The organism is Pseudoalteromonas sp. LC2018020214 (assembly GCF_016598755.1).
Classification (GTDB): Bacteria; Pseudomonadota; Gammaproteobacteria; order Enterobacterales; family Alteromonadaceae; genus Pseudoalteromonas; species Pseudoalteromonas distincta.
On the sequence record NZ_CP066804.1, the window covers coordinates 2,901,867 to 2,927,704 of the forward strand.

Here is a 25,838-nt window from a genome sequence, read left to right on the forward strand (position 1 = left end):
AATGATAAATATAGAATTAACTCATTTAAATATGATTAACGAAACTAAATTCTAATCAAACTTACAAAACTTAACGTCTAACAAATTTACTAATTCATAGCTGAGTTTAATTACATTAATACTACATACCAACTTAATTAGATTTATCTTATTAAATTTTAACTTTTTTATTTATTTTTAGAGGTTTATTGACTAACTTTTAAATTACAATAGTAACGTTACAAAAATAACAAAGGATGAACAAGTCACTCATGTTACAAAAAAGCCTTTCTAAGAAGCTACTGACAAGCGTTTTATCCGTTTATTTTTTGCTTACCTTCGTAGTGACTTGCGGACAGGTGCTTGCTGAATATCTCAATACTAAAGACTATATACGTGATGAATTAAGTACATTACAAAAAACCTTTAGTCGTAGCTTAACACGTGCAATTTGGGAGCTTAATACCAAGCAAACAATTACAACAGCAGAAGGTTTACTCGCCATTCCCATGATTGAAGGGATTATTGTTCGAGATGACAGCGGCGAAATTATTTCACAGTTAGGGCGCTCGCTCGACATACATAAGCTATATAACCAACAGTTAGTACAAGAAGAAGCTATTTTAGAAGACGCGAAATCCGGTCTGTTTGGTTACACCTTTCCACTTATTTTTGAATTTTCTGGCCGTGCTACCCAAGTGGGCGACGTTACCTTGTTCTCTAGCCGAGAAGTTGTTTTCAGCCGAATTATGGTATCAATCTACTTTTTGATTGGTAATGCGATGATTAAAACCACCTTTTTAATCATTTTATTTTTAATGGCATTTAGAAAGCTTCTTACAGATCCCTTAGCTGAGCTTACTGAGCAACTAGAAAACCTAGAATTAGATGAGCTAGAAGGACAGCACATAGAAATAGAAACAGAGGAGCATAACGAACTAAAAGTAATGGAGCAGTCGTTTAACAAACTAATAGATAAAGTGGTTCAGTACAGAAAAGAGCTTGAGCACACCCAAAAAGAACTCATTATTAGTAACGAAAAGCTCGATCATCACAACATACAACTAGAGCAAGACGTAGCCCGTAAAACATCAAACTTAAGCCAAGCAATGATGGAATTACAACAGCAAAAATACGAACTTGAAAAGCAAAAAATTGTGCTCACTGAAGAAATAGATTTACGCCGCAGCACAGAGCAAGAGCTAATTACAAAACAAACTGAATCTCAGCGTTATATAGAAGAGTTAAGCCTTGCACAGGAACGTTTATTGGGCACAGAGAAGATGGCCGCACTAGGCGGACTTGTGGCGGGTATTACACATGATATAAACACCCCTATTGGTATAGGTGTAACGGCAATATCGTTTTTGCAAGAACGCTTGAATAAACTCGAAATTGCTTACAGTGAAAAAACACTTTCACCAAAAGCACTAGAAGAATTTATTAACGAAGCAAAACAAAGTACAAGCTTGTTAACCACTAACTTAGATAGAGCCTCAGAGCTTATTGCTAGCTTTAAGCAAATAGCGGTCGATCAGGCCAGTGAAGCTGTAAGAACTATTAACTTTAAAGATTACACTAACGAAGTAATACGCTCACTGCATCCAAAACTAAAAAAGACATCCCATACAATAAAATTAGAATGCCCTGATGATTTAGTTTTAAATTTACCGGCAGGCGCCATCAGCCAAATTTTTACTAACTTAATTATGAATTCACTCATTCATGGCTTTGAAGGTAAAAGCAACGGTGTGATGGATATCAAAATAAGCGCAGATGACACTAACTTAACGATTGATTACAAAGATGACGGTAACGGAGTTACCAGTGAGCAATTGAAAAAATTGTTTGACCCATTCTTTACGACTAAACGCGATGAGGGCGGAAGCGGATTAGGTACCCATATAATGTTTAATTTAGTTAAACAAACTCTTAGTGGATCTATTGATGCAACGAGTGAACCAGGCAAAGGTCTGCGTTACTATATTCAATTTCCAAAGAACATGGCTAAGCCAATGCCTATTTTTGATAAATATGAATAAAAAAAGTATATGCATTAAATTATTAGGGCGTGTTGATCTTTGGTGGTTGAATTTTCAGCAACATGTTTGGTTTTTAGGCAAGGCAGAGCCTATGTAGTGTGGTTATTCCCCATAAATATTTGATAACGCAGCATAAATACCAAACATGCGCTGCCCTTTGAGCTCGATCTAGGGACGATTAACTCTTTGTTGCCTACATGGATGTAGGTAAGGGGCGTGAGCAGGACGCGGAAGCTTTGCTCGGTTTTTACTTATTCTTACATGGATGTAAGCCTGTAGGGTAACGCAGGAGCAGTTACCGAGCCCACTAGGTTACAAACCTCGCGCTGCGATTTAATCTTCCTTGGATTGAACAAATTTCAATCCATAAAGTTCAACACGCCCTAGTAACAAATCAGTCATTTCGAGATGCTGTTTTTATTGCTATGATTGGACAAATTTTTCAAATGGATCAATTCCCCTATGTGGTTTAGTAACCTTATTTGTTACCGCTTTAAGCAAGACGTTTCATACACCCAAGAAGATTTTGATAAAGCATTAGAGCAAGATTTATTTCGCCCATGTACTGGTCAAGAGCTTGCAACATTTGGTTGGACGAAAGCGTTTGGAAAGCATGGCGAAACACTATCGCATTTTTCTCAAAAAAGTATTTTAGTTTGCGCAAAACGTGAAGAAAAAGTACTCCCAGCTTCTGTTATAAACGAACTAGTTGCTGAGAAAATTGATCAGATAGAAGCCGAAGAAAACCGCCCTGTTAAAAAGAAAGAAAAAGACGAATTAAAAGAAAACATTCTTCATACTCTTCTACCCCAGGCATTTAAAAAGTCGAGCTTACAATTTGCCTTTATTGACCAAGAAAATGGCTGGGTGGTTGTAAATAGTGGCAGCTTTAATAAAGCTGAAGAGCTACTGGCACTACTTCGTAAATCGTTAGGAACGCTCCCAGTTGTACCTGCGTTTGCTAACTACGACCTAGATGTATTCTTAACTGATTGGTTAACTAACTTTAGTACACCAGAAGGCTTTGCTATTGGCTCTGACGCTGAGCTTGAAGAAGCTGACGACAGCGGTGCACAAGTAAAACTAAAAGGCCATGATCTGGCATGTGATGAGGTTAAATCGCACTTAGAAAGTGGTAAACGCGTAACTAAACTGGCACTTGATTGGCAAGAACGCCTCAAGTTTATGCTGCAAAACGATGGCTCTATCAAGCGTTTAAGCTACTCTGAAACTCTAAAAGAAGAGAACGCAGATATTCCTAAAGAAGATATGGCTTTAAAACTTGATGCTGACTTTATTTTAGCTTCTGAGGAAATAAAGCAATTACTTGAAGAACTAACTGCTGGCTTAGGTGACGTTGAAGATTTAGAAAAAGCGTAAATACCACAACCTACATAAATATTTAAGCGCTTTGAAGCATTAAATAGATTCATATATAAGTAGGTTGGTTTAACAGATAAAAAATCCGATAGCAGTTTACTGCTATCGGATTTTTTAATGGAATTTTTAGAAGCGCTTATTTATATATTTGTTATCCGCGAACAGAATTTAGCTAACGTTCGGCGTATTAAAACCTAAGGTAATCATCTCTCAAGTAAGAGATTACAGCAAGGTTCAAAGGAACGTTATGTAGAGTGATATGAGATTATCTGTATTCACTTCAAGCTGGACTGCACAAAAACTGAAATTTTGATTTTAATTGAAATCATTAACTTATTTGTGCAGATAACTTATTTTAGCTTTTAGCGTCTTCAACTTTAGGTTGGCGATATATTTTTATAATGTGGTATAAATTTACAAGCGACAATAAGCCGTTGGTAAAAATAACAGGTACTGCGCCAATGGCAACACCGTATGCAGTAAATACAATACAACCAAACATGTTGTACCAACGCAGTTTTACTACATCTGTCATTGTTAACGATGCAACCAATAAAGCTGATGCAATATAGCCTAAATATTCCCAACTCAATTGTTCTCTCCTAGCCTTTAGGTTAGCATTACATGTACTGCTAACTTATGGCACTTATAAGTATTGCAAAGTTACAACAAAATAAAAAAGCTAACTTGCTTAAAAACCTGAAAAAGTTTGCCGGAAAATACCAGCAAATTCTTAAATCATTACACGGGAAATGAAGGTAAAATAATACTATTAGCAAAGCTAATAATATTAGTAGCAAGTTAGCGTAAATTCTTAGTGTCTTAATGCTAACGTCATTAAGATGTAATAAATAGGACAAATGTCCGAAGAGCACATTGATGTTTCAATACCATTTTTCTAGTTACCTTGTTGATCAGCTTTTAACCTTTGCCGGTAGTAGCTATCAACAATCAAAAAAAGAAGTTCTGATCCATCAAGATCAGCCTTTAAGCAAGCTTGTGCTTGTACGCAGTGGCACTGTGTCGTTTAGTTACGACGTAGGTAATGGACGACGCCTGCTGTTAGGACAATTGGATTGTAACAACACCCTTATTGGTGAAATAGAAGCGCTAAATAATAATCCGTGTATTTATACGGTAACGTGCTTTAGCGATGTAACTTATAATCTTATTGAATTAAGACATTGGCGTGCTCTGCTGCTTGAAAAACCAGAACTGAGTTTATACACCGCACAAACTATTGCGGCTAAATTTCAGGAAAACCAAAAAATCAATTTAGATAAGCTACTACTACCACTGAGCTACAACATAGCCAAAGATTGCTTACTAAGAGCCGAGAACAACAACCCTACGCTACTTAGAGCCTATCCAACTGTAAATGCTGAAGCCGAACGCTTTGCTACCACTGAGCGAGCTTACAGACGTGTTGTTACAGAACTTGTCGAAAAAGGCTTGGTACTTAGAAGTAACGATGGCTTACAAGCAGTCGATATACCAAAGCTAAGTGAATACGTAGATAGCTTTGCTCAACTTTAAATTATTTAAAATTTACCCATAAAAAAAGGCCTTAACGGCCTTTTTTTATTTATACAAATTACTGATTACTTCTCTAGCAAAATGTCATGAATTTTCACAAGATCAGATTTACCTGCAATAATTTCATCCGGTGTTAAACCCGATAGTTCATGCGGGAACACTAACCACTCTTCAGACTCATGAATATAATAATCTGGAACAGTGTCTACTTTTGAGTTTTTTGGCTTGTAGTACGGACATGCAATACGAATATCACGTGGCAAGTTTAAGCGCATAAGCTCTGAAAGCTTTTCTTTTAATGCAACAATGCTACGACCAGAGTCAAATACATCATCAACAATTAATAATGAGTCGCCAGCATTTGCGTTCTCAACAATGTAATGCAAACCGTGGACTTTAATTTCTTTAGATTGTTTACCAATACCGTAATAAGACGATGTACGTACTGCAATGTGGTCAGTCTCAATGCCTTTATAATCGTAATATTCTTGAACAGCAATACCGATCGGTGCACCACCTCGCCAAATACCAATAATAAAATCAGGACGAAAGCCATCTTGGTATACTTGTGCCGCTACGCGGAACGAATCTTCAAGCAGCTGTTGAGCTGTGATGTAGCACTTATCTGACATAATTAGAAACCCCAGTGGTGGATATAAGATTTGAGCGCAGCTTAGAGTTAAGCAAAAATTAAACTCAAACAGGTATTGGCGACGGATTTTACCGCAAATGAAATAAAATTGCTTGCCTGTAAATTAAAAAATAGGCACCCGAGGGTGCCTATTTTTAGTGTAAAAAGCATAATTTAGTAAATATTATGCTTTTTCTTGTAGGGTACGAGCAACCGTACGCATACCTTGAGTTGTTGCGCCCGCTGCCCATTGGCTTGTACTGCCCATGTTAAAAGCAGCAGCTAAATCTATGTGCACCCAGCCTTTGCCATCGTTTGGCACAAAGCGTGATAAAAAGCCTGCAGCATTCGATGCACCGCCGTAACCGCCCCCCTTTTGTGCACGGCTATTTGCCGTATCAGCATATGGAGATGGGCAGTTTTGTTGATGCCATTTTTCAAGAGGCAGTGGCCAAGCAGCTTCCATTTCTTGAGATGCAAAACTTTCAACTTCACGTGCAAGTTCTTTATCAAGTGCAAATAATGCATTGTACTCTTGGCCAACAGCAACAAGCGCTGCTCCAGTTAGTGTTGCTGCATCAATGATAAGTGGAGCGCCAGTCTCTCCTGCTGCCATTAAGCCATCAGCAAGTACTAAGCGACCTTCAGCATCCGTGTTTACAATTTCAACTGTTGTGCCATTTTTATAAGTAAGAATGTCACCTAATTTGTATGCATGACCCGAAATTAAGTTCTCAGCACAACATAAAAACAGCTTAATACGTTTTTCAATACCACGGTTAATAGCCAATGCTAAACCTGCTGTTACTGTTGCAGCGCCGCCCATGTCGCACTTCATACCAAGCATACCTTCGCTTGATTTAATTGAGTAACCACCTGAGTCAAACGTAATACCTTTACCTACAAGCGCAGCACTTACTGGTGCATTTTCGTCGCCTGTTGGGTTGTAATCAAGCTCAAGCAATACTGGTGGGCGAACACTACCGCGACCAACTGCATGAATACCAATCCACTGTTGTTCTAGTAACGCATCACCTTTAATAATTTGGTAACTTACGTGTTCAGGCGCTAATGATTGAATAAACTCAGCTGCTTTTTCAGCTAGGCTTTCTGGGTAAATGTCATCGGCAGTACCGTTAACCATTTCACGTGCCCAAATTGCTGACGTTTTTAAGTGAGCAAGTTCTTTAATATCTGATTGTGCGTTATCAACAAACTCAACACCGTTTAATGATTTTGGTGTTACAAAGCCTTGGTAAAAAGCCCACTGGCTTTCTGTACACCAAGTATCACCTGCTAATTCAACATTTTTAACGCCTTGGCTTGCAATAGTACGGCCTGCTTTTTGAACATTTTTTAATGTGTCTTGCTCAGATAAATGAACAGTTGCACCACGCTCGTTAAAAGACAATGACGCATTATCGCCCCAATGACTCGCTGCTGCTTGTTCGCTTAGTTGAACAACAAATTTTTCACTCATGTTAGAATTCCCTTGCACTTAAATGTGCCACCGAGTTTACTATAGAGCGCTTAAGTTCCCAACAGCTTGAGATAAATAACATAAATCACACTGCTGAGCAGTGTTTACGCTTTGGAAGTTATTATGAAGTACACGCCAGCGCTGCAACCAGCCATATTATTAAAGCGCTACAAACGCTTTTTAGCTGATTTACAATTAAGTGATGGCAGCGAATTTACCGCCCACTGTGCAAATACAGGTAAAATGACGGGATGCGCTGAGCCAGGCTTTACTGCTTTTTATTCAACAAGCGATAACGCAAAACGAAAATACCCGCATTCATTAGAACTTACGCAAAATAACTTATCGCAGCTTATTTGTGTAAATACAGCGGTGGCTAATAAAGTAGTAGAAGAAGCAATAAACAATAATGTGATAAGCGAGCTACTCGACTACAGTCAATTGCAAAGCGAAGTTAAGTACGGCAGCGAAAACAGTCGTATCGACTTTTTACTCACAGACGAAAATAAGCCCGATTGCTATGTAGAAGTTAAATCAGTCACATTATTAAGCGAAGATGCACCACAAAGCGGGCAAGGCTACTTTCCTGATGCGCAAACACTGCGTGGACAAAAGCATATTCGCGAACTAATAGAAATGATCGAACAAGGCCACCGAGCAGTATTACTGTTCGCTGTTTTGCATGAAGGAATAAATACCGTAAGTGCAGCTGCGCATATTGATAAAAAATACGCCACGTTATTAAACCAAGCAATAATAGCCGGTGTTGAAGTATTAGCATATAAAGCCAAAATTTCAGCTAATGGAGTCTTACTTCATAAAAAAATAGCATTTATAGAATAGTGTAATAAACCAAGAGATTGAACTAAGCGTAATTTACAAAGCACTCTAATTATAGAAAGTGGTAAAAAGTGAATTATAAAAATTAACTTGTTTTTAAAGCTTTTGCCCATATAACAAGGCAAGTTTTAGAAAGCGAATATGTGAATTAATTAAAAGTGTAAATAAACTATTAATACACTTTTTACTCAGTAAGCATGGTTGAAGCTAATTCGATTAATTAAAAATAAATTTGCCTAGGGTATAAGATTCTGTTATTTATACCGCCGGCTAATGCTGAGGCATTAAATTAAGGATTTAGGAGAGAGTTATGCCAGACCAAAAGAAACATGGTTTATTGGCTCAAGCCGGTTTAGAACCATACCAAGAAAAACCAGGCGAAGAGTACATGAATGATGCACAACGTGCTCATTTTAGAGCAATTTTAGAGACTTGGCGTAACGATTTACGTAACGAAGTTGATCGTACTAAATCGCACATGCAAGACGAAGCTGCTAACTTTCCTGACCCAGTTGACCGCGCTGCACAAGAAGAAGAATTCTCTTTAGAACTTCGTACTCGTGACCGCGAACGTAAATTAATCAAAAAAATTGAAAAAACAATTAATTTGATTAAAGAAGATGATTTTGGCTTTTGTGAGTCTTGTGGCATCGAAATTGGCATACGTCGCTTAGAAGCACGTCCTACTGCCGATTTATGCGTAGACTGTAAAACACTTGCAGAAATCAAAGAAAAGCAATCTGGACGCGGCTAATTAAAACTTATTAGTTAGTTATGTCCCCTACAGCCGTTACTGCGCCTATGCGTAAATATCGCGGTCGTTTTGCACCGTCTCCTTCTGGGCCATTACATTTTGGCTCACTTGTAGCGGCTGTGGGTAGCTACCTAGATGCAAAAGCTAATCAAGGAAAATGGTTAGTTCGTATAGAAGACATTGACACTACGCGCGTGGTTAAAAACGCCGACTCCGATATTCTAAATACCTTACAAGCCTACGCCCTTTACTGGGATGAACCTGTTGTATATCAAACGCAGCGTCTGTCTTTATATCAAGATATTACCCACTCACTTTTAGAGCAAAACCTTGTTTATGGTTGCACCTGTACTCGAAAGCAAATAAAAGCCATTGGCGGTATTTATCAGGGGCATTGCAAAGCACTTAATCATCATACTCAATCCGGCGCACTTCGTTTAGTTCAGCAACATCCAACGACCCAATTTAGTGATTTAATTCAAGGTGATATATCGGTAAATAGTGCATTATCCCACGAAGATTACTTAATTAAACGCAGTGACGGTTTATTTGCATATCAACTTGTTGTGGTCGTCGATGATATCGATCAAAGGATTAATCGAATTGTAAGAGGCGCAGATTTAATTGAACCAACAGCTCGGCAAATTAGTTTGTTTAAACAACTCGACAGCCCCGTACCTGAATTTGCTCATTTACCTTTAGCGGTTGCCAAGCCCGGTTTTAAACTATCTAAACAAAATTATGCCCCCGCCATTTGTAAGCAAAATCCAAAGCCTGCTTTACTTAGCGCTTTTGAATTTTTAGGGCTACCTGTTATAGCTGATTTAAGCGACTTAAATATAGAACAATTAATCGATTGGGGAATTAAAAACTTTAGCTTAAAACAGGTCCCCCAAGTATCCGAAATACAAATTTCTCAACATCCACATAGCCAGAAAGTCCAATTTACACATTTAAGTAAATAAAATAGCTAAAAACGGCTTAATTTCAACACATCAACTTAATTTTTAAACCCTGCTGGTATATGATAGCCGCCTAAATATATGCTAATTACGTCAAACAGCTTGTACTGGGTTATAACCGCCCTATTTGCTGTAACTTTTGATTGCGATGCAGAGTCAATCACACCTTCTAGGAGACAGACTATTATTTCCAAGCTTTTTCAATTTTGCCGACAAATAATCGGCCCGAATACCAGTGCCGAAAGCGCTTCTGTAAGCAGTGAACCTATTGTTGTCACTCGTGGTGAGCATGGTATTTCTCGCAAACAATTTAGCCCAAATGCAATCAAAGTATTATACCGCTTAAAAGACGGTGGCTACGATGCCTACCTTGTTGGTGGTTGTATTCGCGATATATTGTTAGGCCAACAGCCAAAAGATTTTGACGTAGTTACTAATGCAACTCCAGATCAGGTAAAAAAACTATTTAGAAACTGTCGCCTGATAGGTCGTCGCTTTCGTCTAGCACACATTGTATTTGGCCGTGAAATTATCGAAGTGGCAACAATGCGTGGCCACCACGAAGCGCAAGAAGACAAAAATCAAATAAGCCAATCAAGCAATGAAGGTCAATTACTACGTGATAACGTATTTGGCAGTATTGAAGAAGATGCAGAGCGCCGCGACTTTTCAATCAACGCACTTTATTACTCAATTAAAGATTTTAGTATTCACGACTACGCTAACGGCTTAGCGGCAATTAAAGCTAAACAAATCGAGCTTATTGGCGATCCTGAAACGCGTTACCGCGAAGACCCTGTTCGTATGTTACGTGCAGTCCGTTTTGCCACTAAGCTTGATATGAGCATTGCGCCTAAAAGTGAAAAGCCAATTAGCGAGCTTGCAAGCTTGCTTGATAACATTCCGCCAGCTCGTTTATTTGAAGAAATTCTTAAACTGTTTTTAAACGGCAAGGCCGAAGCTAACTTTTTAATGCTGCGTAAATACGGCTTATTCCGCTCACTTTTTCCTGAACTTGATAAAATTTTAGATAAAAACCCAAGTGGCTTAGAGCACACGCTTATTCAGCAAATGTTTCAAAATACCGACAAGCGTATTAATGCCGATAAAAAAGTAACACCGGCGTTTATTTTTGCAGCCCTACTTTGGTTCCCACTGCTTGAGCGCACTAAAAAAATTCAAAGCCAAGAGCAATTATCTGAATACGATGCTTTCGCACAAGCAATGAATAAAGTACTAAGCGATAATTCACAGCATATAGCTGTTCCTAAGCGCTTTACTTTAGGTGCTCGCGATATTTGGCATATACAGCACCGCTTAGATAAACGTGCTGGCCAACGTGCATACAGGCTAACGCAACAGCCTCGCTTTAAAGCCGCTTACGACTTTTTATTATTACGCGTAGATGCAGGCGAAACTCAGCATACAGAGCTTGCTCAGTGGTGGACACAATACTTAAGTAAAGATATAAACGGCCAAAAAGAGATGGTTAAAAGCTTAGGCCATCAAGGTGGTCCTAAGCCGCGAAAGCGCCGTCGTCCTACTAAAAAGCCAACTGAGTAATAACATGCATTGTGTTTATTTGGGTTTAGGTGCCAACCTAAACTCACCAAAAGAGCAGCTTGATAACGCGATAATTGCGCTTAAAAAGCTGCCTAATTGTGAATTTGTAAACGTTTCGCATTACTATGCAAGTAAGCCTATGGGCCCACAAGATCAACCAGACTATATCAATGCCGTAGCCTGTATTAAAACGACCCTTGATCCAGAGCAATTACTTGATTTAACACAAAGCATTGAGCTTGAGCATGGTCGAGTAAGAAAAGCTGAGCGTTGGGGTCCACGCACACTTGATATCGATACCCTATTATTTGATGATCAAATCATAAATACGGCGCGCTTAACCGTGCCTCATTATGGTTTGAGTGATCGCGAGTTTGTGGTTTACCCACTATTAGAGCTTGCACCTGAACTTATTTTACCTAGCGGCATTGCATTAAAAACCATTGCAAATAACTTACCGCTCAACGACTTACAACAATTACCTCTGTAATTAACCTAGGCTTTTGCCTGCGAGGATATTATGTCTAAAATAACCGTTTCTACTTTAAATAAAATGAAAGCAGAAAATAACAAAATTACTGCATTAACAGCCTACGACGCTAGTTTTGCAAAGTTATTTCATGATAACGGCGTTGAAGTTATTTTAGTGGGCGACTCATTGGGCATGGTACTACAAGGCGGCGATGACACCCTTGGCGTAACAAATCAAGATATTGCATATCATACCCGCTGTGTACGCGCTGGTAGCCGCGAATTATTTGTAATTGCTGACTTACCTTTTATGACCTACTCAAGCGTTAGTGATACCTGTAAAAATGCAGCTGAGCTTATGCGCGCTGGCGCAAACATGATTAAACTTGAAGGCGGAGAGTGGCTTTACGAGAGCATTAAAGCACTCACTCAACAAGGTATCCCAGTTTGCGGGCATTTAGGCCTTACACCACAGTCAGTTCATGTATTTGGTGGCTTTAAAATACAAGGTCGCGAAGAAGATAAAGCACAAAAAATGATTGATGATGCGAAAGCACTTGAAGCTGCTGGCGCGCAATTATTAGTACTTGAGTGTATTCCAAGTGCCCTGGCAAAACGCATTACAGACGCTCTAAGTATCCCAACTATTGGTATTGGTGCAGGCAGCTTAACTGACGGCCAAATACTGGTAATGCATGACCTGGTTGGTATTTCGGCAGGTTACATTCCTAAATTTTCTAAAAACTTTTTGCTCGAAACAGGCAATATGCCTGCAGCCGTTCAAAAGTATTGTACAGATGTTAAAAGTGGCGCATTTCCAAGCGCTGAACATGAGTTTAAATAATGCAATCAATAACTGAAATCAGATCGTTACGTAGTCAAATTAAAGCATGGCGCCAAGCAGGTCTTAGCGTGGCGCTTGTGCCAACAATGGGCAACTTGCACCGTGGGCATTTTTCGTTAGTAGAAAAAGCAAAAAACTTGGCCGACAAAGTCGTTGTAAGTATTTTTGTAAACCCAATGCAATTTGGTGCTAACGAAGATTTAGATAACTATCCTCGTACGCTAAACGAAGACAAACAAGGCCTTGCTGAACTAGGCACTGATATTGTATTTACCCCAAGTGTAGAAACAATCTATCCTAATGGACTGGGTGCACAAAGTTTTGTAGATGTGCCTGACATTTCATTAGGCTATTGCGGCGGCTCACGTCCAGGTCACTTTAGAGGTGTTGCAACAATCGTGACTAAGTTATTTAACTTAGTGCAACCAGATTACGCCTGCTTTGGTGAAAAAGATTTTCAGCAACTGCAAGTAATCAAAACTATGGCACGCGACTTATCAATTCCGGTTGAAGTTATTGGTGTACCTACAATGCGAGAAGTTTCTGGCCTTGCTATGAGCTCACGTAATGGTTACTTATCAGATGATCAAAAAGCGACTGCAACCGTATTATTTAAGGCCCTTAATACGTGCGCTGAGCAACTTAAAAGTGGCGAGAAAGACTTCGTAAAACTTGAAAGCTTAGCTAAACAAAGTTTAGAGAAAGCAGGCCTAAAACCAGACTATTTTGAGATTGCTCAACGAGATACATTAAAAACTGCTACAATCGAAGATACTCAATTTGTTATTTTAGCCGCAGCCTATTTTGGTGGTGTTAGATTGATCGACAATATCCAAGTCGAAATTTAATATTATTGCGACTCCATTTTAAGGATAAGAAGCATGCACTCTTTAATAAAAACAAGCGTAGTCGCCCTTACTTTTGCACTATTAGCAGGTTGTCAAAACCAAGTTGAAAACCCTGAAATGAATCAGTGTGCTCAACAAAACTACCAGTGTGAAAGTAGTTGTGAACAGCAAACAACTGCTGAGGGCTTAAAGCAACAAGTATGCTCTGGAAAATGTGTTGAGAGCTATAATCAATGTAAAGCACAAGCCGAAAAATTAGGTAATATTTAATTCCTTAAAGTTTTTAGTTTTAGGCACAAAAAAACCGCTCAATGAGCGGTTTTTTGTGCTTATAGTTTATCATACCAATTTTATTAAAAACATGACCATTCTAGCGTATTAAATAACTCACTAACTACGTTAAAAATTATTTATATAGAACAACTATGTATCATAATTTTAGCCTTGTTATTGCGCTATTTTCTTATCGCTATAATAACTCACTAATTTAATGCAATTGGTATTAGTTCAAACCAAGCTTCTTAAGTTCTGTTTCTACTAGCTTTGCAGAAAGTGGTACATAACCATCTTTTTCTACAATTTGCTGACCATCTTTTGAAAGTACCATTTTTAAGAATTGCGCTTCCATTGGAGACAACGGCTTGTTTGGGTGCTTATTCACATAAAGGTATAAAAAGCGAGATAATGGATATTTGCCTTGTGCAACGTTATCAAGTGTTGCATCAACAAAGTTATCGCCTTTTTTAGCTAACGGTACTGTACGTACGCCCGATGTTTTATAACCTATACCTGAGTAACCAATTGCATTTAATGAAGATGAAATTGACTGTACTACTGATGCAGAACCCGGTTGCTCATTTACGTTATTACGGAAATCACCTTTACAAAGTGCTTTCTTTTTAAAGTAACCATACGTACCTGATACTGAGTTGCGTCCGTAAAGTTGCACATCTTTAGCTGCCCAATCACCTGTTAGACCAACATCGCTCCAACGGTTAACTTGCTCTGGTGCGCCACATTTACGAGTAGATGAAAATATAGCATCTACTTGGTCAATACGAAGACCTTCAATTGGGTTATCTTTATGTACAAATACAGCAAGTGCATCAATAGCAACGCGAACTTCTGTTGGCTTGTAACCGTAACGTTTTTCGAACGCTTCGATTTCTTTAGATTTCATTTTACGGCTCATTGGACCTAGGTTAGCTGTACCTTCGGTAAGTGCCGGTGGAGCAGTAGAAGAACCTGCTGCTTGAATCTGAATATTTACATTTGGGTAAATACGTTTGTACTCTTCAGCCCAAAACGTCATCATGTTGGCTAAAGTGTCAGAACCTACTGATGAAAAGTTGCCTGAAACACCACTAATTTTTTGATACTCAGGAATATTTTGATCTAGAGCAACTGCTTGTGCAGATACGAAAGTTGTAACAGCCACACCCATTGCGGCAACTAAGTTTTTAAATTTCATGTAGAGTTCTCCGGTTTGTTCGTTCCATTTTCTAACTGCTGCCCACTCTAAAGTGAGTACATGACAGTTACATTACTCTTAAATGACACTTTTATGACTTGACCTATTAACTTAATTATTTAGTCAGCGAAACTATCTTATCTATTGAAAAATCAAAAGAAAAACACGATCCTTTGTTAACTTCACTACGAATATTTAATTTACTATCATGGCGAGTTAACACATGTTTTGTTATAGCGAGCCCTAAGCCTGAGCCACCTGTTGTTCTACTGCGAGCTTTATCAACACGATAAAAACGTTCAGTTAATCGGTTAATATGCTCAGGCGCAATACCATCACCATTATCGGTAACACTAAAACACGCTTTATTGTTTTTGCGCTGCCAGCATACTTCTACTTTACCGCCTGGTTTTGTGTAATGAATCGCGTTGAATACTAAATTAGAAAACGCACTACGCAGTTCATCCTCAGAGCCTTTAATATCAAGGGTTTTATCAATATCAAAAATAAGTTCGTGGCCTTTGTCTTGATTAATTGAGTTTGCTTCAGTGTGAATATAACCAAGTAATTGCGGTACATTTATAGCTTTATCATTGTCTTGGCGACGAGCACCTTCAATACGCGAAAGCGATAGTAATTGGCTGACTAAGCTATCCATGCGCTTGCATTGTTCAAGCATAGTATTTTGCGCTTTGTTCCACATTGCTGGCGGCGGCATCATGTCGCCATCCATCATCTCAAGATACCCTGTAACCACTGTAAGCGGTGTACGTAGTTCATGCGACACATTGGCTACAAAGTCTTTACGCATCTGTTCTAGCTGTTTTAAGCGCGTTACATCACGTACCACAACCATAAGTTGCGTACTTGCATATGGCATTACCCTAAACTCAAGCACCTGCTCAATACTGTGACCGTTATCCAGCTCAAGCGCATCGTCAAATTCGCCTTTGTGCATGTATTTAGCAAACTTAGGTTCGCGAATTAAATTATCAAGGCGCTGACCATGATCCGTAGGCCACTGCAAACCAAGCACTTTAAGGGCTAATTGATTACACCACACAATACTTAAATCGTTTTGTAATACCACTACCGCATCAGGTACCGCTTCAGCCCCATCGCGAAAGCGACGAATTAAATCTGCAAGCTCATTACGTTTTTTACGATTACGGTGCTGGAGATGATAAATACCTTCAAACACTTGCTCCCATGCCCCCTCACCCTCTGGCGGATTAAAGCTGCGTTGATTAAGTAGCCAATCGCTCAAACGATAAAGTTGATGGTAGTGCCAAATAAGGAGAGAAAAAGATCCTAAAAATAAAAGCAAAAATGGCGCGCCAACCAGCACACCAATTAATAGTAAGGGTAAAAAATAGATAAACAGGCGTTTAACTAACGCCTGTTTATTAACAACTCGATACATACACTCACTTTACCTTAGAGTAGTAATACATGCGTATTTTACACATTAGCTAAGCTTTAAGCTGATCACAGCTTACTTGAAAAACGATACCCAGCGCCACGTACTGTTTGCACCAAACGGTCATGTCCAAGTGGGCCAATTGCTTTACGCAGGCGACGAATGTGCACATCAACCGTGCGATCTTCTACGTAAACGTTAGTTCCCCACACATGATCAAGCAGTTGTTCACGGCTATAAACACGCTCTGGGTGAGTCATAAAAAAGTGCAGTAATCTAAATTCGGTTGGCCCCATATCAAGCTCGTTACCTTCTGAGGTAACACGATGCGAAATAGGGTCTAAACGCAGGCCATGTACTTCAATAGCTTCTTCTAATGAGGTTGGCGATACACGGCGAATAACCGCTTTAATACGTGCCATAAGCTCTTTAGGAGAAAACGGCTTGGTGACGTAATCATCTGCACCTACTTCAAGGCCGCGTACTTTGTCTTCTTCTTCGCCGCGAGCTGTAAGCATAATAATTGGGATTTGGCGGGTGTGTTCGTTTTGCTTAAACTTTTTAGCAATTTGAATACCGCTTCCACCAGGTAACATCCAATCAAGTAAAACCATATCTGGGTAAGGTTCAACCATAGCTGCAATAGCAGAGTCGTAATCTTCTGCTTCAATTGCTTGAAATCCATTTTGCTCTAAAACAAAAACCAACATCTCCCTGATAGGAGCTTCGTCATCTACGACTAGTACTTTACGTGACATTCCAATTTATCTCTTACGCTATCGAATTAGTTTTCATTATTATGACTAAGTATGACATTTTTATGAAAGTGTAACGTGTAAATTAAAATGGTGGTAAAAAAAACACAAATTAGTGACAAAAAACCTCATTAACGTCATATTTTTAAAACCTTTTTAATATTTAACGTAATAAAAAGAGATTTACGATAAATTTATGTAATAGCTAACTTTTTGAAATTATCTTTTTTGTATCGCTATTTAAACCACTAAACAATATTAAACTAGCTGGGATCATTGTTTTACTAACCAAGACATTTTTACAGATCGATCGTTTAAAAGTAGCTTTAAAGCCCTTTTAAAATCAACAAACCCGTCTGTGTAACAAACAATACGTTCAAAAATAGATCTAAATTTTACTAAGCCCCAAATAAAGGATCAGATTTTTACCAAGCCGATCCCCCCTCAGATCAGAGTTGTACCTAGTCAAAGCAATAAGTTGTTGATTGTTTGTACAAATAAATAACGATCAAATTATCTCAGAGCCCAAAATAGCATTAAAGTGTATTTGGCTTAGTAAAGTAATGATCCGAAAAAGGCTGTGTTAGTAAATGCGTGATCCCAAAATTCCGCGTTGGTAATGCAGTGATCTGATCAAAAAACCGTAATCTGTAATATAAAAAGAGCTGACATTAAAAAAGCCAGCAACAAAGTTACTGGCTTAGGGCCTGTTGACCTTTCAGGATTAAAATTTGTTCAATCTAGGGGCGATTTAATCGCGGCGTGAGGTTTGTAACCTAGCGGGCTAAGTAAAAACCGAGCAAAGCTTCCGCGTCCTGCTCACGCCCCTTACCTACATCCATGTAGGCAACAAAGAGTAAATTGCCCCTAGGCAGAACCCTTCGGGCAGCGCATGTTTGGCATTTATTCCACGTTATCGCCTATTTATGGGAAATAACCACACTGCATAGGCTCTGCCTTGCCTAAATACCAAACATACTGCTGCAAATTCAACCTCGAAAGATAAACAGGCCCTAATAATGATCAATTATAAATTGATCTATTATCTAATTTTAGGGTCTAGCTCGCCGCTTAAGTATTTAAGGTGCATTTCATCGAGTGAAATTGGCTTAATTTTACTAGCCTGACCAGAAGTACCAAACGAGTTATAGCGTGCAACGCAAATCTCTGTCATTGCTTTTGTAGCTTCAGCTAGGTATTTACGTGGATCGAAGTTAGATGGGTTAAGCGCCATATGACGACGAATTGCACCGGTAGATGCTAAACGTAAATCGGTATCAATATTTACCTTACGAACACCAAACTTAATGCCTTCAACAATCTGCTCAACTGGCACACCATAAGTTTCTGGAATTTCGCCACCGTACTGATTAATAATTTCTAACCACTCTTGTGGAACTGAAGATGAACCATGCATCACTAAGTGCGTGTTAGGAATACGAGCATGAATCGCTTTAATGCGATCAATCGCTAAAATGTCATCTGTTGGTGGGCGAGTAAATTTATAAGCACCGTGTGAAGTACCGCAAGCAATTGCAAGTGCATCAACGTGTGTTTTATTTACAAAATCAGCCGCTTCTTCAGGGTCTGTTAGCATTTGATCAGTTGTTAATAACCCTTCTGCACCAACGCCATCTTCTTCGCCAGCTTCACCTGTTTCAAGTGAACCAAGTACACCTAGCTCGCCTTCAACAGATACACCACAGGCATGCGCCATAGCAACTGTTTCGCGCGTTACTTCTACATTGTATTCGTAGCTTGAAGGGGTTTTGCCGTCGCTCATTAATGAGCCATCCATCATTACTGATGAAAAACCAAGCTGAATTGAACGCTGACATACACCTGGCGATGTGCCGTGATCTTGGTGCATTACAACTGGGATATGTGGCCATTCTTCAACGGCTGCTAAAATCATATGACGAATAAATGGAGCACCAGCGTAAGCACGAGCGCCAGCTGATCCTTGAACAATTACTGGGCTGTTTGTTTTGTCAGCCGCTTCCATTATTGCGCGCATTTGCTCTTGGTTATTAACGTTAAAAGCAGGTACGCCGTAACCATGCTCTGCTGCATGATCTAATAGTTGTCGCATACTGATTAAAGCCATTGGGTATTCTCCAATTTATCGACAGTAGTTCCCTACCATCTAGTTTGAACGGATGTGTTAGTTTGGCGTTACTACAACGCCACGAAAAACCACTGCTTTGCAGTAATATTCCGTCTAAATTAACTATTAAATTAGGGTGAGAGGTATTTAATAATTAATTGTCGGTGAGGGCTATTACCCCCTCACCTTACGCTACTAAAATTACTTAGCGCGCGACTCTAGCATTTCAACTGCTGGAAGTTTTTTGCCTTCTAAAAACTCTAAGAACGCACCACCACCAGTAGAAATATAAGAAACTTTATCGGCAATGCCGTATTTATCAATTGCGGCTAAGGTATCACCACCACCGGCGATTGAAAACGCATTTGAGTTAGCAATTGCTTGTGCAATAGCACGAGTACCATTACCAAACTGGTCAAACTCGAACACGCCAACAGGGCCATTCCATACAACAGTGCCTGCATTTGCAATAATTTTTGCAAGCTTGCTCGCTGTATCAGGGCCAATATCAAAAATCATATCATTGCTTGTTACTTCGCTTACATCTTTAAGCGTAGCTACAGCAGATTCAGAAAACTCATTACCAACCACTACGTCAGTCGGTACCGGAATTTCACCATTATTAGCAATCGCTGCTGCACATAAACGATTCGCTTCATCCATTAAATCAGGTTCGTAAAGCGACTTACCAACTGGGCTACCTGATGCAGCAATAAAGGTATTTGCAATACCGCCGCCGGTAACTAATTGGTCAACAATTTTAGAAAGTGAATCTAAAACGGTTAGCTTAGTAGATACTTTAGAACCACCAACAATCGCGACTAATGGACGCGCTGGATTATCAAGTGCTTTTCCTAACGCTTCAAGCTCAGCCGATAACAATGGACCTGCACATGCCACATCAGCAAATAAGCCAACGCCATGGGTAGACGCTTGTGCACGGTGAGCCGTACCAAATGCATCCATTACATATACATCACACAGTGCTGCTAGTTGCTTAGATAGCGCTTCGTCGTTTTTCTTCTCGCCTTTGTTAAAGCGCACATTTTCAAAAACAACCACTTCGTTATCAGCAATATCAACACCGTTTAAGTAATCTTTTTCTAAACGTACAGTTTGCTCTAGGGCATCGTTTAAGTAATCAGCTACAGGTGCAAGCGAAAACGCTTCATCGTATTCCCCTTCCGTAGGACGGCCAAGGTGTGACATAACCATTACTTTAGCGCCTTTCTCAAGGGCTAGTTTAATAGTAGGTAGTGCTGCACGAATACGCGCATCTGACGTCACTTTACCTGCTTTAACTGGTACATTTAAATCTTCACGAATTAATACGCGTTTGCCGTTTAAATCTAAATCTGCCATTTTTATGACCGACATGAACATCTCCTTAGTTAACGATACTGAACCTGAAAAATACGTTTAAAATTATTATATTAATAAATTACTTATTCACTGCCATCATAGCACGCGCTGTGTCGAGCATACGATTAGCAAAACCCCATTCGTTATCACACCATACTAATAACTTTATCAGTCGTTTGTGACTAACACGTGTTTGTGTGCCATCAATAATACAAGAATGTGGGTCGTGATTAAAATCAACCGACACAAGCGGCTCTTCGGTATAACTTAAAATACCTTCTAAGCGGTCTTTTGCTTGTGCTTTAAGTGCATTATTTACTGCATTTAAATCTACATCGGTATTAACCGTTACACTTAAATCCATTGCCGTGACATTTATAGTCGGTACACGTACGGCTATGGCTTCAAAACGGCCTTTAAATTTAGGTAAAATACGGTCTATACCACGGGCGAGCTTTGTATCAACTGGAATAATTGATTGGCTTGCAGCGCGAGTACGGCGTAAATCATGATGATAACCATCAATCACTTGTTGATCGTTCATCGACGCATGAATCGTTGTAATAGCGCCCGACTCAATACCAAATGCATCATCTAATACTTTAATAACTGGCACAACACAGTTAGTTGTACACGAGCCGTTAGAGACAATTGTGTGCTCGCTTTTAAGCTCATCGTCGTTAATGCCATACACAATCGTAGCATCAACATCGTTATCGGCCGGATGCGAAAACAACACCTTTTTAGCGCCTGCGGTAATATGTAACTGCGCATGTTCACGCGAGTGATAAACACCCGTACATTCAAGTACAACGTCTACATCGAGCGTTTGCCAAGGTAATTCAATTGGGTTTTCTTCACAAAAAAGTGCAATGGTATCGCCTGCAATACTAATGGTGTCTTCACCAAGTTTTACAGGAAAAGAAAAACGACCGTGGGATGTGTCGTATTTTAATAAATGAGCAATAGCTTCAGGATCAGCAAGTTCGTTAATCGCAACAATTTTTATATCGTCGCTCAAACCAGACTCGTATAACGCGCGGACAATATTTCGACCAATACGACCAAAACCATTAATTGCAAGTTTGATTGCCATGAAATATAAAATCCACTCTTTTAGCGTGCAGATAAAGGCAATACGCCTTTTAGGTGTCTGTATTGTAATCGACCTTGCATCTGATTATAAGAGGGAAGCATTAGAAACTTTAAATTAACGTTGAAGAGCTTAGGCATTGCAAGCTCTTCGATGGCTCTGACTTTTAAAATTAAGTTTTTTATACTAAATTTTTCAAAGCGTTAATTATATCTTCTGGCTCAGAACGAGTACGATAATCAACATCAACATACCGCCAGGTCACTTTACCTTGTTTATCTAAAACAAAGGTGGCAGGGATCGGTAAAACACTACTATTGCCATTGTTAACCGACTCTAAATCTAGGCCTCGGTCTACTCGCATATGCTCTAGTAAAAATGTGGGTACTTGCCATGCTACTCCGTAGCTTGCTGCTACATCGGCATTTTGGTCCGACAGCACTAAAAAATCCATTTTACTTATATCGCTTTCGCTCATTGAGCCATCGGGTACTTGCGGGCTAATAGCCACCAATTGTGCGCCTAATGCGTGAATTTCAGGTAAACGTGCTTGAAGCGCTTTGAGCTGTAAATTACAGTACGGACACCAACTTCCACGATAAAAAGTAACAACCACAGGCCCTTTAGCAAGTAACTCAGTTAACTGCACCGATTGACCATGTTGATTCGGCAGCTCAAAGCGTGGGGCACTTTGAGCTAAATTAAGTGCATTTGCACCCTCTTGAAACGCTTTTGCTTGTGCAATCGTTTCATCAACACCTTTCATAAAATCAGGATTACCTTTACGCCCTGCTGCTATTTTTGCCTCAGTTTGTGCTTTTAACGTGTTATTTTCATCGCTCATAATATGGCTACCTTCAAATTAATCAAAAACTTAAAGCCAGCTTACATTATGAAAATGTATTTGAAATGAAAATTTCAACTTAATCATTTACTTCTAAATCAAACACCACGTTTATTGATGATTTAAATGTAATAGTTTCTTGCAGGTATCTACCTTGCTCAAATAGATTTCTAGTAACTTTAGAACCGGTTACAACTATTCTCTCAAAATTATCTGCGCCATAACCATAACTTGAACGGTTAGAATTTGAATTAATGCTGTAAATTTTTCCAAGCTCTGCGCCAAATGCTTTAGCAAGCTTACCCCCTTTAACTATAGCGTTATCTATTGCGCCTTGTGTTGCTTCAGCTTCTAACTGCGCGGCTTTTGAAGACATAAGCTCAATATTCGTCACTTCATTAATTTTTACACTTAGTGCAAAATCGATAAAATCATTCAATTTTTCAATATTTCTTAATGTTACTTTAAGTGTTCTTGTTGCTACATATCCTGCATTAATTGCTGTACCGCTCTCGACATTAAACATATCGTCATCATTATGAGTTAACAGGCTTGTAGCAGAAACATCCGTCTCCTTAACACCGTACTTGCTTAATCCTTTAAGTAACAAATTTACTCGATCATCAACATCACGTTTAGCATCAAGTGATTTGTCTTTAAAGCTTATTACTTCAAAAGAAATCTTAGCCATATCGGGCTTTGCTAATACCTCTGCAATACCCTGCACTGCAATATGACGATTAGCAGGTAAGCTTGAATTAGCAAAAGTGATGAGTGGGAATAAGGTTAAGAAAATAGTAGTGATGAGTTTCATGATCGTCCTTGAAGTGATTAGTTAGATAATGATTACGTAACTGTACCTATAGTTATACGGATAACAATAAAAGTAAACTGCTCTTTATTGTAGGCGGGAGTTTATCTCGCGCGGCATAAAGCCCCGCCTACAGCCAACCTACATCAACTCGCCTACTTTTAACTCTTTGCCACGGCTTATTTGATGGTACTGGGCTAGCAGTAACTCGGCAGTGGCTTGTGCATCGGTCAGTGCGTGATGGCAATGATAGCTTGGTAACTCATAACGTGTGCGGCAAGCACTAAGGGTTAAATCATCTTGTTTTATTTCAGTTGAATGATGGAGTAAGCGCTTTTTCTCGATGTGAAGGGTATCGAGTATCAGTTTAGGCCGCGTTGTTATATTGGCATTTTTTAAGGCTATTTTTAAAAAGCCCCAATCGAGCATGGCGTTATGAAACACTAAAATACAGTCGCTAAAATGGTTACTTAATTGTATTAATATACTGTTTAGGCTTAGCCCCTTTGCTATAGCATCGTCGCTAATCCCATGAAAAACAGGACTTTGCTCAAGGCTTTTTACGTCTTTATTTATAAGGTGCTGCGACTCGCTCATTTTTATACATTGGTTATCTATTATCACCCACGCTACCGATACAATTTCGTGCTGTTTTGCATCAAGGCCAGTGAGCTCTAAATCAATCACCAAATAACGTTGTTGTAAGGCATTTTTGCCTAGTAATTTACGGCGCTTTAAATACCGAGTGAGCAACTTTTTTACCATGTTAGTAATCCATCATTATAAACTGCCACGAGCAAACTTAAACGCGGCGGCTTGCTGCGCTTGTTTAACAAGGTAAAACGCTTCTTTTAGCTGATGGCGCTCTAGTGAGTTTAATTTATTAGGATTAATACAATTACTCGGTAAGCCTTCTTCGTTTATTTGTGTACTCAAGCGAAGCTGCGTTAAGAACCGCCAACAGTCTTTTAGGTTGTATATATCTTCTTTGCTGATCAGTTTATGTTTTAATAGTGCGTCTAATCGTTCTTGCGTGTTGGCGCGCCTAATACCCGCTTTTAAAGCGTATAACCGCACTATGTCATTTATAATTACAACACCGCGTTTTTTTAAATCTATGTATTTATTATTTTGATCTGTTTTTTCGGTTTTAAATTTATTAAATAAACCAATTGGCACGCTGTTGCTGCTTATGTCGGTTGCCATTGCGGCATAGAATAAGTCGTTACGCGATATACGAATTAGTTGCTCGCAAAAAGCCGTGTATAAAGCGTTTGAACCTTCAATAAATCGCAGGTCAAAAAATATCTTACAGTTAAGCATTGCATTGGGTGTGGGGCTTTTTATCCATTTAAAAAAGCGCTCGCTCCAGTCGTTTACGCTCATACGGCACTCATCACTGCTTGCCATAATATTACCTGGGCAACGCCTAATGCCGCACTCAACTAAATTCTCGCATACAAACTCCCCCATACTTTTAAAGTAAGCGTGTTGTTCGGTGGTTAAGTCGTTAGGGAGTAATAAGCCGTTGTCTTGATCTGAATGCAGGGTTTGTTCTTCGCGCGCTTGCGAACCAAAGCAAATAAAACTAAAGCTGGTTGGCGCTGCGCCATGCTCTTCTTGAAATAAGTGAATCAGGCGCGATGTAAGCGCATCGGTTAAACCACTGAGTAATTTACCAATTAACGATATGTCGTCAATGTTGTACGAAAAACTACGCAAAAGTTCGGGAATTTCTTTAGCGTAGCGTTTTAAATCAGTAACAGTGTGCGCTTTATATATGCGCCCTATAAGCTGTACGGGGTCACTTTTTTGTTGGCGCAGTAAATCGGTGCTGGTTATCATCCCTATCGGGTTATGGTTTTCGTCAAGCACAGGCAAATGGTGAATATTGTATTTAAGCATTAAGTGCAGCGCTGAAAACACCCGGTTATTTTCAAATATAAACTTAGGTTTGGCGGTCATAATACTGCTTACTGCGTCTTGTGGATCTACCTCGTCGGCAAGTACTCGGTTGCGTAAATCGCGGTCGGTCACAACCCCTACTAAGTGCGCGTGCTGCGTTATCATTATTGACGAGACGCCATGCTCTTTCATTTTTTTAGCGCTTTGCCTAATACTTGCATCGGGCGTAAGCGTAATTGCTGTGCGCGTCATCAGCTCTGATATTTTACGTTCCGACCAGCTATCGTTTTTACTTTTATAATGCGATGACAACAACCGGTTAGCATGAGCGCGTACAAAGTATTGCTCAAACGATTTATATTCTCTGCGTAAAAAATCAAAATGCGTTTGAGAGAGCATATACACTATGCCCTCTTTTTGTACTTCTAACCTATTTTGAATTGCCTCACCGGTTAACAGCGACGGAAAACCAAAATAGTCACCTTGCGCTAAGCGCGTAACAACATCGCCCTTGCCATCAACTAGGTCGTACAAACCAGAGCGAATTAAAAATAGTTTAGGGTTTTCACTTTGTAACCACTGAGTTTGGTTTTCGCGGGTAAGGTAAATAATATCAAGATGATTTACAAAATATTCGTATGCGCTGCTATCAAGCATACTAAAAGGCGCTTGCAAACAAACGTATTGGGCTATTTCTTGTTGTTCTACACTCATTGTATTCGCTCTTTAAATGGTGATGT

At 39.3% G+C, this 25,838-nt stretch carries 24 protein-coding genes; 11 read left to right on the forward strand and 13 right to left on the reverse strand.

What is annotated here, in order from left to right; translation table 11 throughout:
* Nucleotides 1-251 precede the first annotated feature (251 nt).
* Nucleotides 252-2,021, forward strand: coding sequence for a sensor histidine kinase (locus JG479_RS12885; RefSeq protein WP_039490417.1), 1,770 nt, complete (start codon nt 252-254; stop codon nt 2,019-2,021).
* A 462-nt stretch (nt 2,022-2,483) separates the two neighbouring features.
* The gene (gene rdgC, locus JG479_RS12890; protein ID WP_002962662.1) at nt 2,484-3,401 is read left to right on the forward strand and encodes a recombination-associated protein RdgC; all 918 of its coding nucleotides are present in this window, start codon (nt 2,484-2,486) and stop codon (nt 3,399-3,401) included.
* A gap of 355 nt (nt 3,402-3,756) precedes the next feature.
* Here rdgC and JG479_RS12895 read toward each other — a convergent pair whose 3' ends face one another.
* Nucleotides 3,757-3,993, reverse strand: coding sequence for a YgjV family protein (locus JG479_RS12895; RefSeq protein ID WP_002962663.1), 237 nt, complete (start codon nt 3,991-3,993; stop codon nt 3,757-3,759).
* 287 nt (nt 3,994-4,280) lie between these two features.
* Here JG479_RS12895 and JG479_RS12900 point away from each other — a divergent pair, with 287 nt between their 5' ends.
* Nucleotides 4,281-4,937, forward strand: a complete 657-nt coding sequence (locus JG479_RS12900; RefSeq protein WP_002962665.1) for a Crp/Fnr family transcriptional regulator — start codon at nt 4,281-4,283, stop codon at nt 4,935-4,937.
* Nucleotides 4,938-5,002: 65 nt separating this feature from the next.
* On the opposite strand, the gene JG479_RS12905 is transcribed toward JG479_RS12900, so the two are convergent.
* Entirely contained in the window at nt 5,003-5,569 is a 567-nt protein-coding gene (locus JG479_RS12905; protein ID WP_002962666.1) for a phosphoribosyltransferase, read from the reverse strand.
* 183 nt (nt 5,570-5,752) lie between these two features.
* On the reverse strand, nt 5,753-7,048 hold the full coding sequence (gene pepB, locus JG479_RS12910; RefSeq protein WP_002962668.1) for an aminopeptidase PepB: 1,296 nt from the start codon (nt 7,046-7,048) through the stop codon (nt 5,753-5,755).
* Nucleotides 7,049-7,171: 123 nt separating this feature from the next.
* Here pepB and sfsA point away from each other — a divergent pair, with 123 nt between their 5' ends.
* From sfsA to JG479_RS12950, 8 genes are all read left to right on the forward strand, one after another.
* Entirely contained in the window at nt 7,172-7,891 is a 720-nt protein-coding gene (gene sfsA / locus JG479_RS12915) for a DNA/RNA nuclease SfsA (RefSeq protein WP_149603140.1), read from the forward strand.
* 307 nt (nt 7,892-8,198) lie between these two features.
* The gene (dksA, locus tag JG479_RS12920; protein WP_002962671.1) at nt 8,199-8,642 is read left to right on the forward strand and encodes an RNA polymerase-binding protein DksA; all 444 of its coding nucleotides are present in this window, start codon (nt 8,199-8,201) and stop codon (nt 8,640-8,642) included.
* Nucleotides 8,643-8,662: 20 nt separating this feature from the next.
* Nucleotides 8,663-9,607: a tRNA glutamyl-Q(34) synthetase GluQRS gene (gene gluQRS / locus JG479_RS12925; protein ID WP_138489569.1), complete on the forward strand. Its 945-nt coding sequence runs from the start codon at nt 8,663-8,665 to the stop codon at nt 9,605-9,607.
* A gap of 78 nt (nt 9,608-9,685) precedes the next feature.
* Nucleotides 9,686-11,167 (forward strand): polynucleotide adenylyltransferase PcnB, encoded by a 1,482-nt coding sequence (gene pcnB / locus JG479_RS12930; RefSeq protein WP_002962675.1) that lies wholly within the window; start codon nt 9,686-9,688, stop codon nt 11,165-11,167.
* Between the two features lie 4 nt (nt 11,168-11,171).
* Nucleotides 11,172-11,657 carry a 2-amino-4-hydroxy-6-hydroxymethyldihydropteridine diphosphokinase gene (folK, locus tag JG479_RS12935; RefSeq protein ID WP_002962677.1) on the forward strand — a complete coding sequence of 162 codons (486 nt, stop codon included), beginning with the start codon at nt 11,172-11,174 and terminating at the stop codon, nt 11,655-11,657.
* 30 nt (nt 11,658-11,687) lie between these two features.
* A complete protein-coding gene (gene panB, locus JG479_RS12940; protein WP_002962679.1) occupies nt 11,688-12,482 on the forward strand; it encodes a 3-methyl-2-oxobutanoate hydroxymethyltransferase in 795 nt (264 codons plus the stop codon).
* Complete coding sequence (gene panC / locus JG479_RS12945; protein ID WP_024597167.1) at nt 12,482-13,330, forward strand: pantoate--beta-alanine ligase; 849 nt, start codon at nt 12,482-12,484, stop codon at nt 13,328-13,330. The genes panB and panC overlap by 1 nt, the downstream gene beginning before the upstream one ends.
* Nucleotides 13,331-13,363: 33 nt before the next feature.
* Nucleotides 13,364-13,600 carry a hypothetical protein gene (locus JG479_RS12950; RefSeq protein ID WP_002962684.1) on the forward strand — a complete coding sequence of 79 codons (237 nt, stop codon included), beginning with the start codon at nt 13,364-13,366 and terminating at the stop codon, nt 13,598-13,600.
* A gap of 232 nt (nt 13,601-13,832) precedes the next feature.
* Here the strand turns inward: JG479_RS12950 and JG479_RS12955 are convergent, their stop codons facing one another.
* The 10 genes from JG479_RS12955 to JG479_RS13000 all read right to left on the reverse strand — a co-directional run bounded on the left by JG479_RS12955 (nt 13,833) and on the right by JG479_RS13000 (nt 25,812).
* Nucleotides 13,833-14,801: a PstS family phosphate ABC transporter substrate-binding protein gene (locus JG479_RS12955; protein WP_002962686.1), complete on the reverse strand. Its 969-nt coding sequence runs from the start codon at nt 14,799-14,801 to the stop codon at nt 13,833-13,835.
* A gap of 115 nt (nt 14,802-14,916) precedes the next feature.
* A complete protein-coding gene (gene phoR / locus JG479_RS12960; RefSeq protein WP_138489571.1) occupies nt 14,917-16,224 on the reverse strand; it encodes a phosphate regulon sensor histidine kinase PhoR in 1,308 nt (435 codons plus the stop codon).
* A gap of 65 nt (nt 16,225-16,289) precedes the next feature.
* Nucleotides 16,290-16,979: a phosphate regulon transcriptional regulator PhoB gene (gene phoB / locus JG479_RS12965; RefSeq protein WP_006791869.1), complete on the reverse strand. Its 690-nt coding sequence runs from the start codon at nt 16,977-16,979 to the stop codon at nt 16,290-16,292.
* Nucleotides 16,980-18,018: 1,039 nt separating this feature from the next.
* Entirely contained in the window at nt 18,019-19,083 is a 1,065-nt protein-coding gene (fba, locus tag JG479_RS12970) for a class II fructose-bisphosphate aldolase (protein ID WP_002961523.1), read from the reverse strand.
* A 201-nt stretch (nt 19,084-19,284) separates the two neighbouring features.
* Entirely contained in the window at nt 19,285-20,460 is a 1,176-nt protein-coding gene (locus tag JG479_RS12975; protein WP_002961525.1) for a phosphoglycerate kinase, read from the reverse strand.
* A 64-nt stretch (nt 20,461-20,524) separates the two neighbouring features.
* Nucleotides 20,525-21,541, reverse strand: a complete 1,017-nt coding sequence (epd, locus tag JG479_RS12980) for an erythrose-4-phosphate dehydrogenase (RefSeq protein WP_200219451.1) — start codon at nt 21,539-21,541, stop codon at nt 20,525-20,527.
* 178 nt (nt 21,542-21,719) lie between these two features.
* Nucleotides 21,720-22,382 (reverse strand): peroxiredoxin-like family protein, encoded by a 663-nt coding sequence (locus tag JG479_RS12985; RefSeq protein ID WP_200219452.1) that lies wholly within the window; start codon nt 22,380-22,382, stop codon nt 21,720-21,722.
* 79 nt (nt 22,383-22,461) lie between these two features.
* A complete protein-coding gene (locus tag JG479_RS12990; protein ID WP_200219453.1) occupies nt 22,462-23,196 on the reverse strand; it encodes an SIMPL domain-containing protein in 735 nt (244 codons plus the stop codon).
* Nucleotides 23,197-23,334: 138 nt separating this feature from the next.
* Complete coding sequence (locus JG479_RS12995) at nt 23,335-23,958, reverse strand: 3'-5' exonuclease (protein WP_200219454.1); 624 nt, start codon at nt 23,956-23,958, stop codon at nt 23,335-23,337.
* 15 nt (nt 23,959-23,973) lie between these two features.
* Nucleotides 23,974-25,812, reverse strand: coding sequence for a DUF294 nucleotidyltransferase-like domain-containing protein (locus JG479_RS13000; RefSeq protein WP_200219455.1), 1,839 nt, complete (start codon nt 25,810-25,812; stop codon nt 23,974-23,976).
* Nucleotides 25,813-25,838: the final 26 nt, after the last annotated feature.

What these genes read in the sequence shown, in the direction of transcription:
- JG479_RS12885 (WP_039490417.1), top strand. Translation starts at nt 252, where the DNA reads ATGTTACAAAAAAGCCTTTCTAAGAAGCTACTGACAAGCGTTTTATCC.
- rdgC (WP_002962662.1), top strand. Translation starts at nt 2,484, where the DNA reads ATGTGGTTTAGTAACCTTATTTGTTACCGCTTTAAGCAAGACGTTTCA.
- JG479_RS12900 (WP_002962665.1), top strand. Translation starts at nt 4,281, where the DNA reads ATGTTTCAATACCATTTTTCTAGTTACCTTGTTGATCAGCTTTTAACC.
- JG479_RS12905 (WP_002962666.1), bottom strand. Translation starts at nt 5,569, where the DNA reads ATGTCAGATAAGTGCTACATCACAGCTCAACAGCTGCTTGAAGATTCG.
- pepB (WP_002962668.1), bottom strand. Translation starts at nt 7,048, where the DNA reads ATGAGTGAAAAATTTGTTGTTCAACTAAGCGAACAAGCAGCAGCGAGT.
- sfsA (WP_149603140.1), top strand. Translation starts at nt 7,172, where the DNA reads ATGAAGTACACGCCAGCGCTGCAACCAGCCATATTATTAAAGCGCTAC.
- dksA (WP_002962671.1), top strand. Translation starts at nt 8,199, where the DNA reads ATGCCAGACCAAAAGAAACATGGTTTATTGGCTCAAGCCGGTTTAGAA.
- gluQRS (WP_138489569.1), top strand. Translation starts at nt 8,663, where the DNA reads ATGTCCCCTACAGCCGTTACTGCGCCTATGCGTAAATATCGCGGTCGT.
- pcnB (WP_002962675.1), top strand. Translation starts at nt 9,686, where the DNA reads ATGCTAATTACGTCAAACAGCTTGTACTGGGTTATAACCGCCCTATTT.
- folK (WP_002962677.1), top strand. Translation starts at nt 11,172, where the DNA reads ATGCATTGTGTTTATTTGGGTTTAGGTGCCAACCTAAACTCACCAAAA.
- panB (WP_002962679.1), top strand. Translation starts at nt 11,688, where the DNA reads ATGTCTAAAATAACCGTTTCTACTTTAAATAAAATGAAAGCAGAAAAT.
- panC (WP_024597167.1), top strand. Translation starts at nt 12,482, where the DNA reads ATGCAATCAATAACTGAAATCAGATCGTTACGTAGTCAAATTAAAGCA.
- JG479_RS12950 (WP_002962684.1), top strand. Translation starts at nt 13,364, where the DNA reads ATGCACTCTTTAATAAAAACAAGCGTAGTCGCCCTTACTTTTGCACTA.
- JG479_RS12955 (WP_002962686.1), bottom strand. Translation starts at nt 14,801, where the DNA reads ATGAAATTTAAAAACTTAGTTGCCGCAATGGGTGTGGCTGTTACAACT.
- phoR (WP_138489571.1), bottom strand. Translation starts at nt 16,224, where the DNA reads ATGTATCGAGTTGTTAATAAACAGGCGTTAGTTAAACGCCTGTTTATC.
- phoB (WP_006791869.1), bottom strand. Translation starts at nt 16,979, where the DNA reads ATGTCACGTAAAGTACTAGTCGTAGATGACGAAGCTCCTATCAGGGAG.
- fba (WP_002961523.1), bottom strand. Translation starts at nt 19,083, where the DNA reads ATGGCTTTAATCAGTATGCGACAACTATTAGATCATGCAGCAGAGCAT.
- JG479_RS12975 (WP_002961525.1), bottom strand. Translation starts at nt 20,460, where the DNA reads ATGTCGGTCATAAAAATGGCAGATTTAGATTTAAACGGCAAACGCGTA.
- epd (WP_200219451.1), bottom strand. Translation starts at nt 21,541, where the DNA reads ATGGCAATCAAACTTGCAATTAATGGTTTTGGTCGTATTGGTCGAAAT.
- JG479_RS12985 (WP_200219452.1), bottom strand. Translation starts at nt 22,382, where the DNA reads ATGAGCGATGAAAATAACACGTTAAAAGCACAAACTGAGGCAAAAATA.
- JG479_RS12990 (WP_200219453.1), bottom strand. Translation starts at nt 23,196, where the DNA reads ATGAAACTCATCACTACTATTTTCTTAACCTTATTCCCACTCATCACT.
- JG479_RS12995 (WP_200219454.1), bottom strand. Translation starts at nt 23,958, where the DNA reads ATGGTAAAAAAGTTGCTCACTCGGTATTTAAAGCGCCGTAAATTACTA.
- JG479_RS13000 (WP_200219455.1), bottom strand. Translation starts at nt 25,812, where the DNA reads ATGAGTGTAGAACAACAAGAAATAGCCCAATACGTTTGTTTGCAAGCG.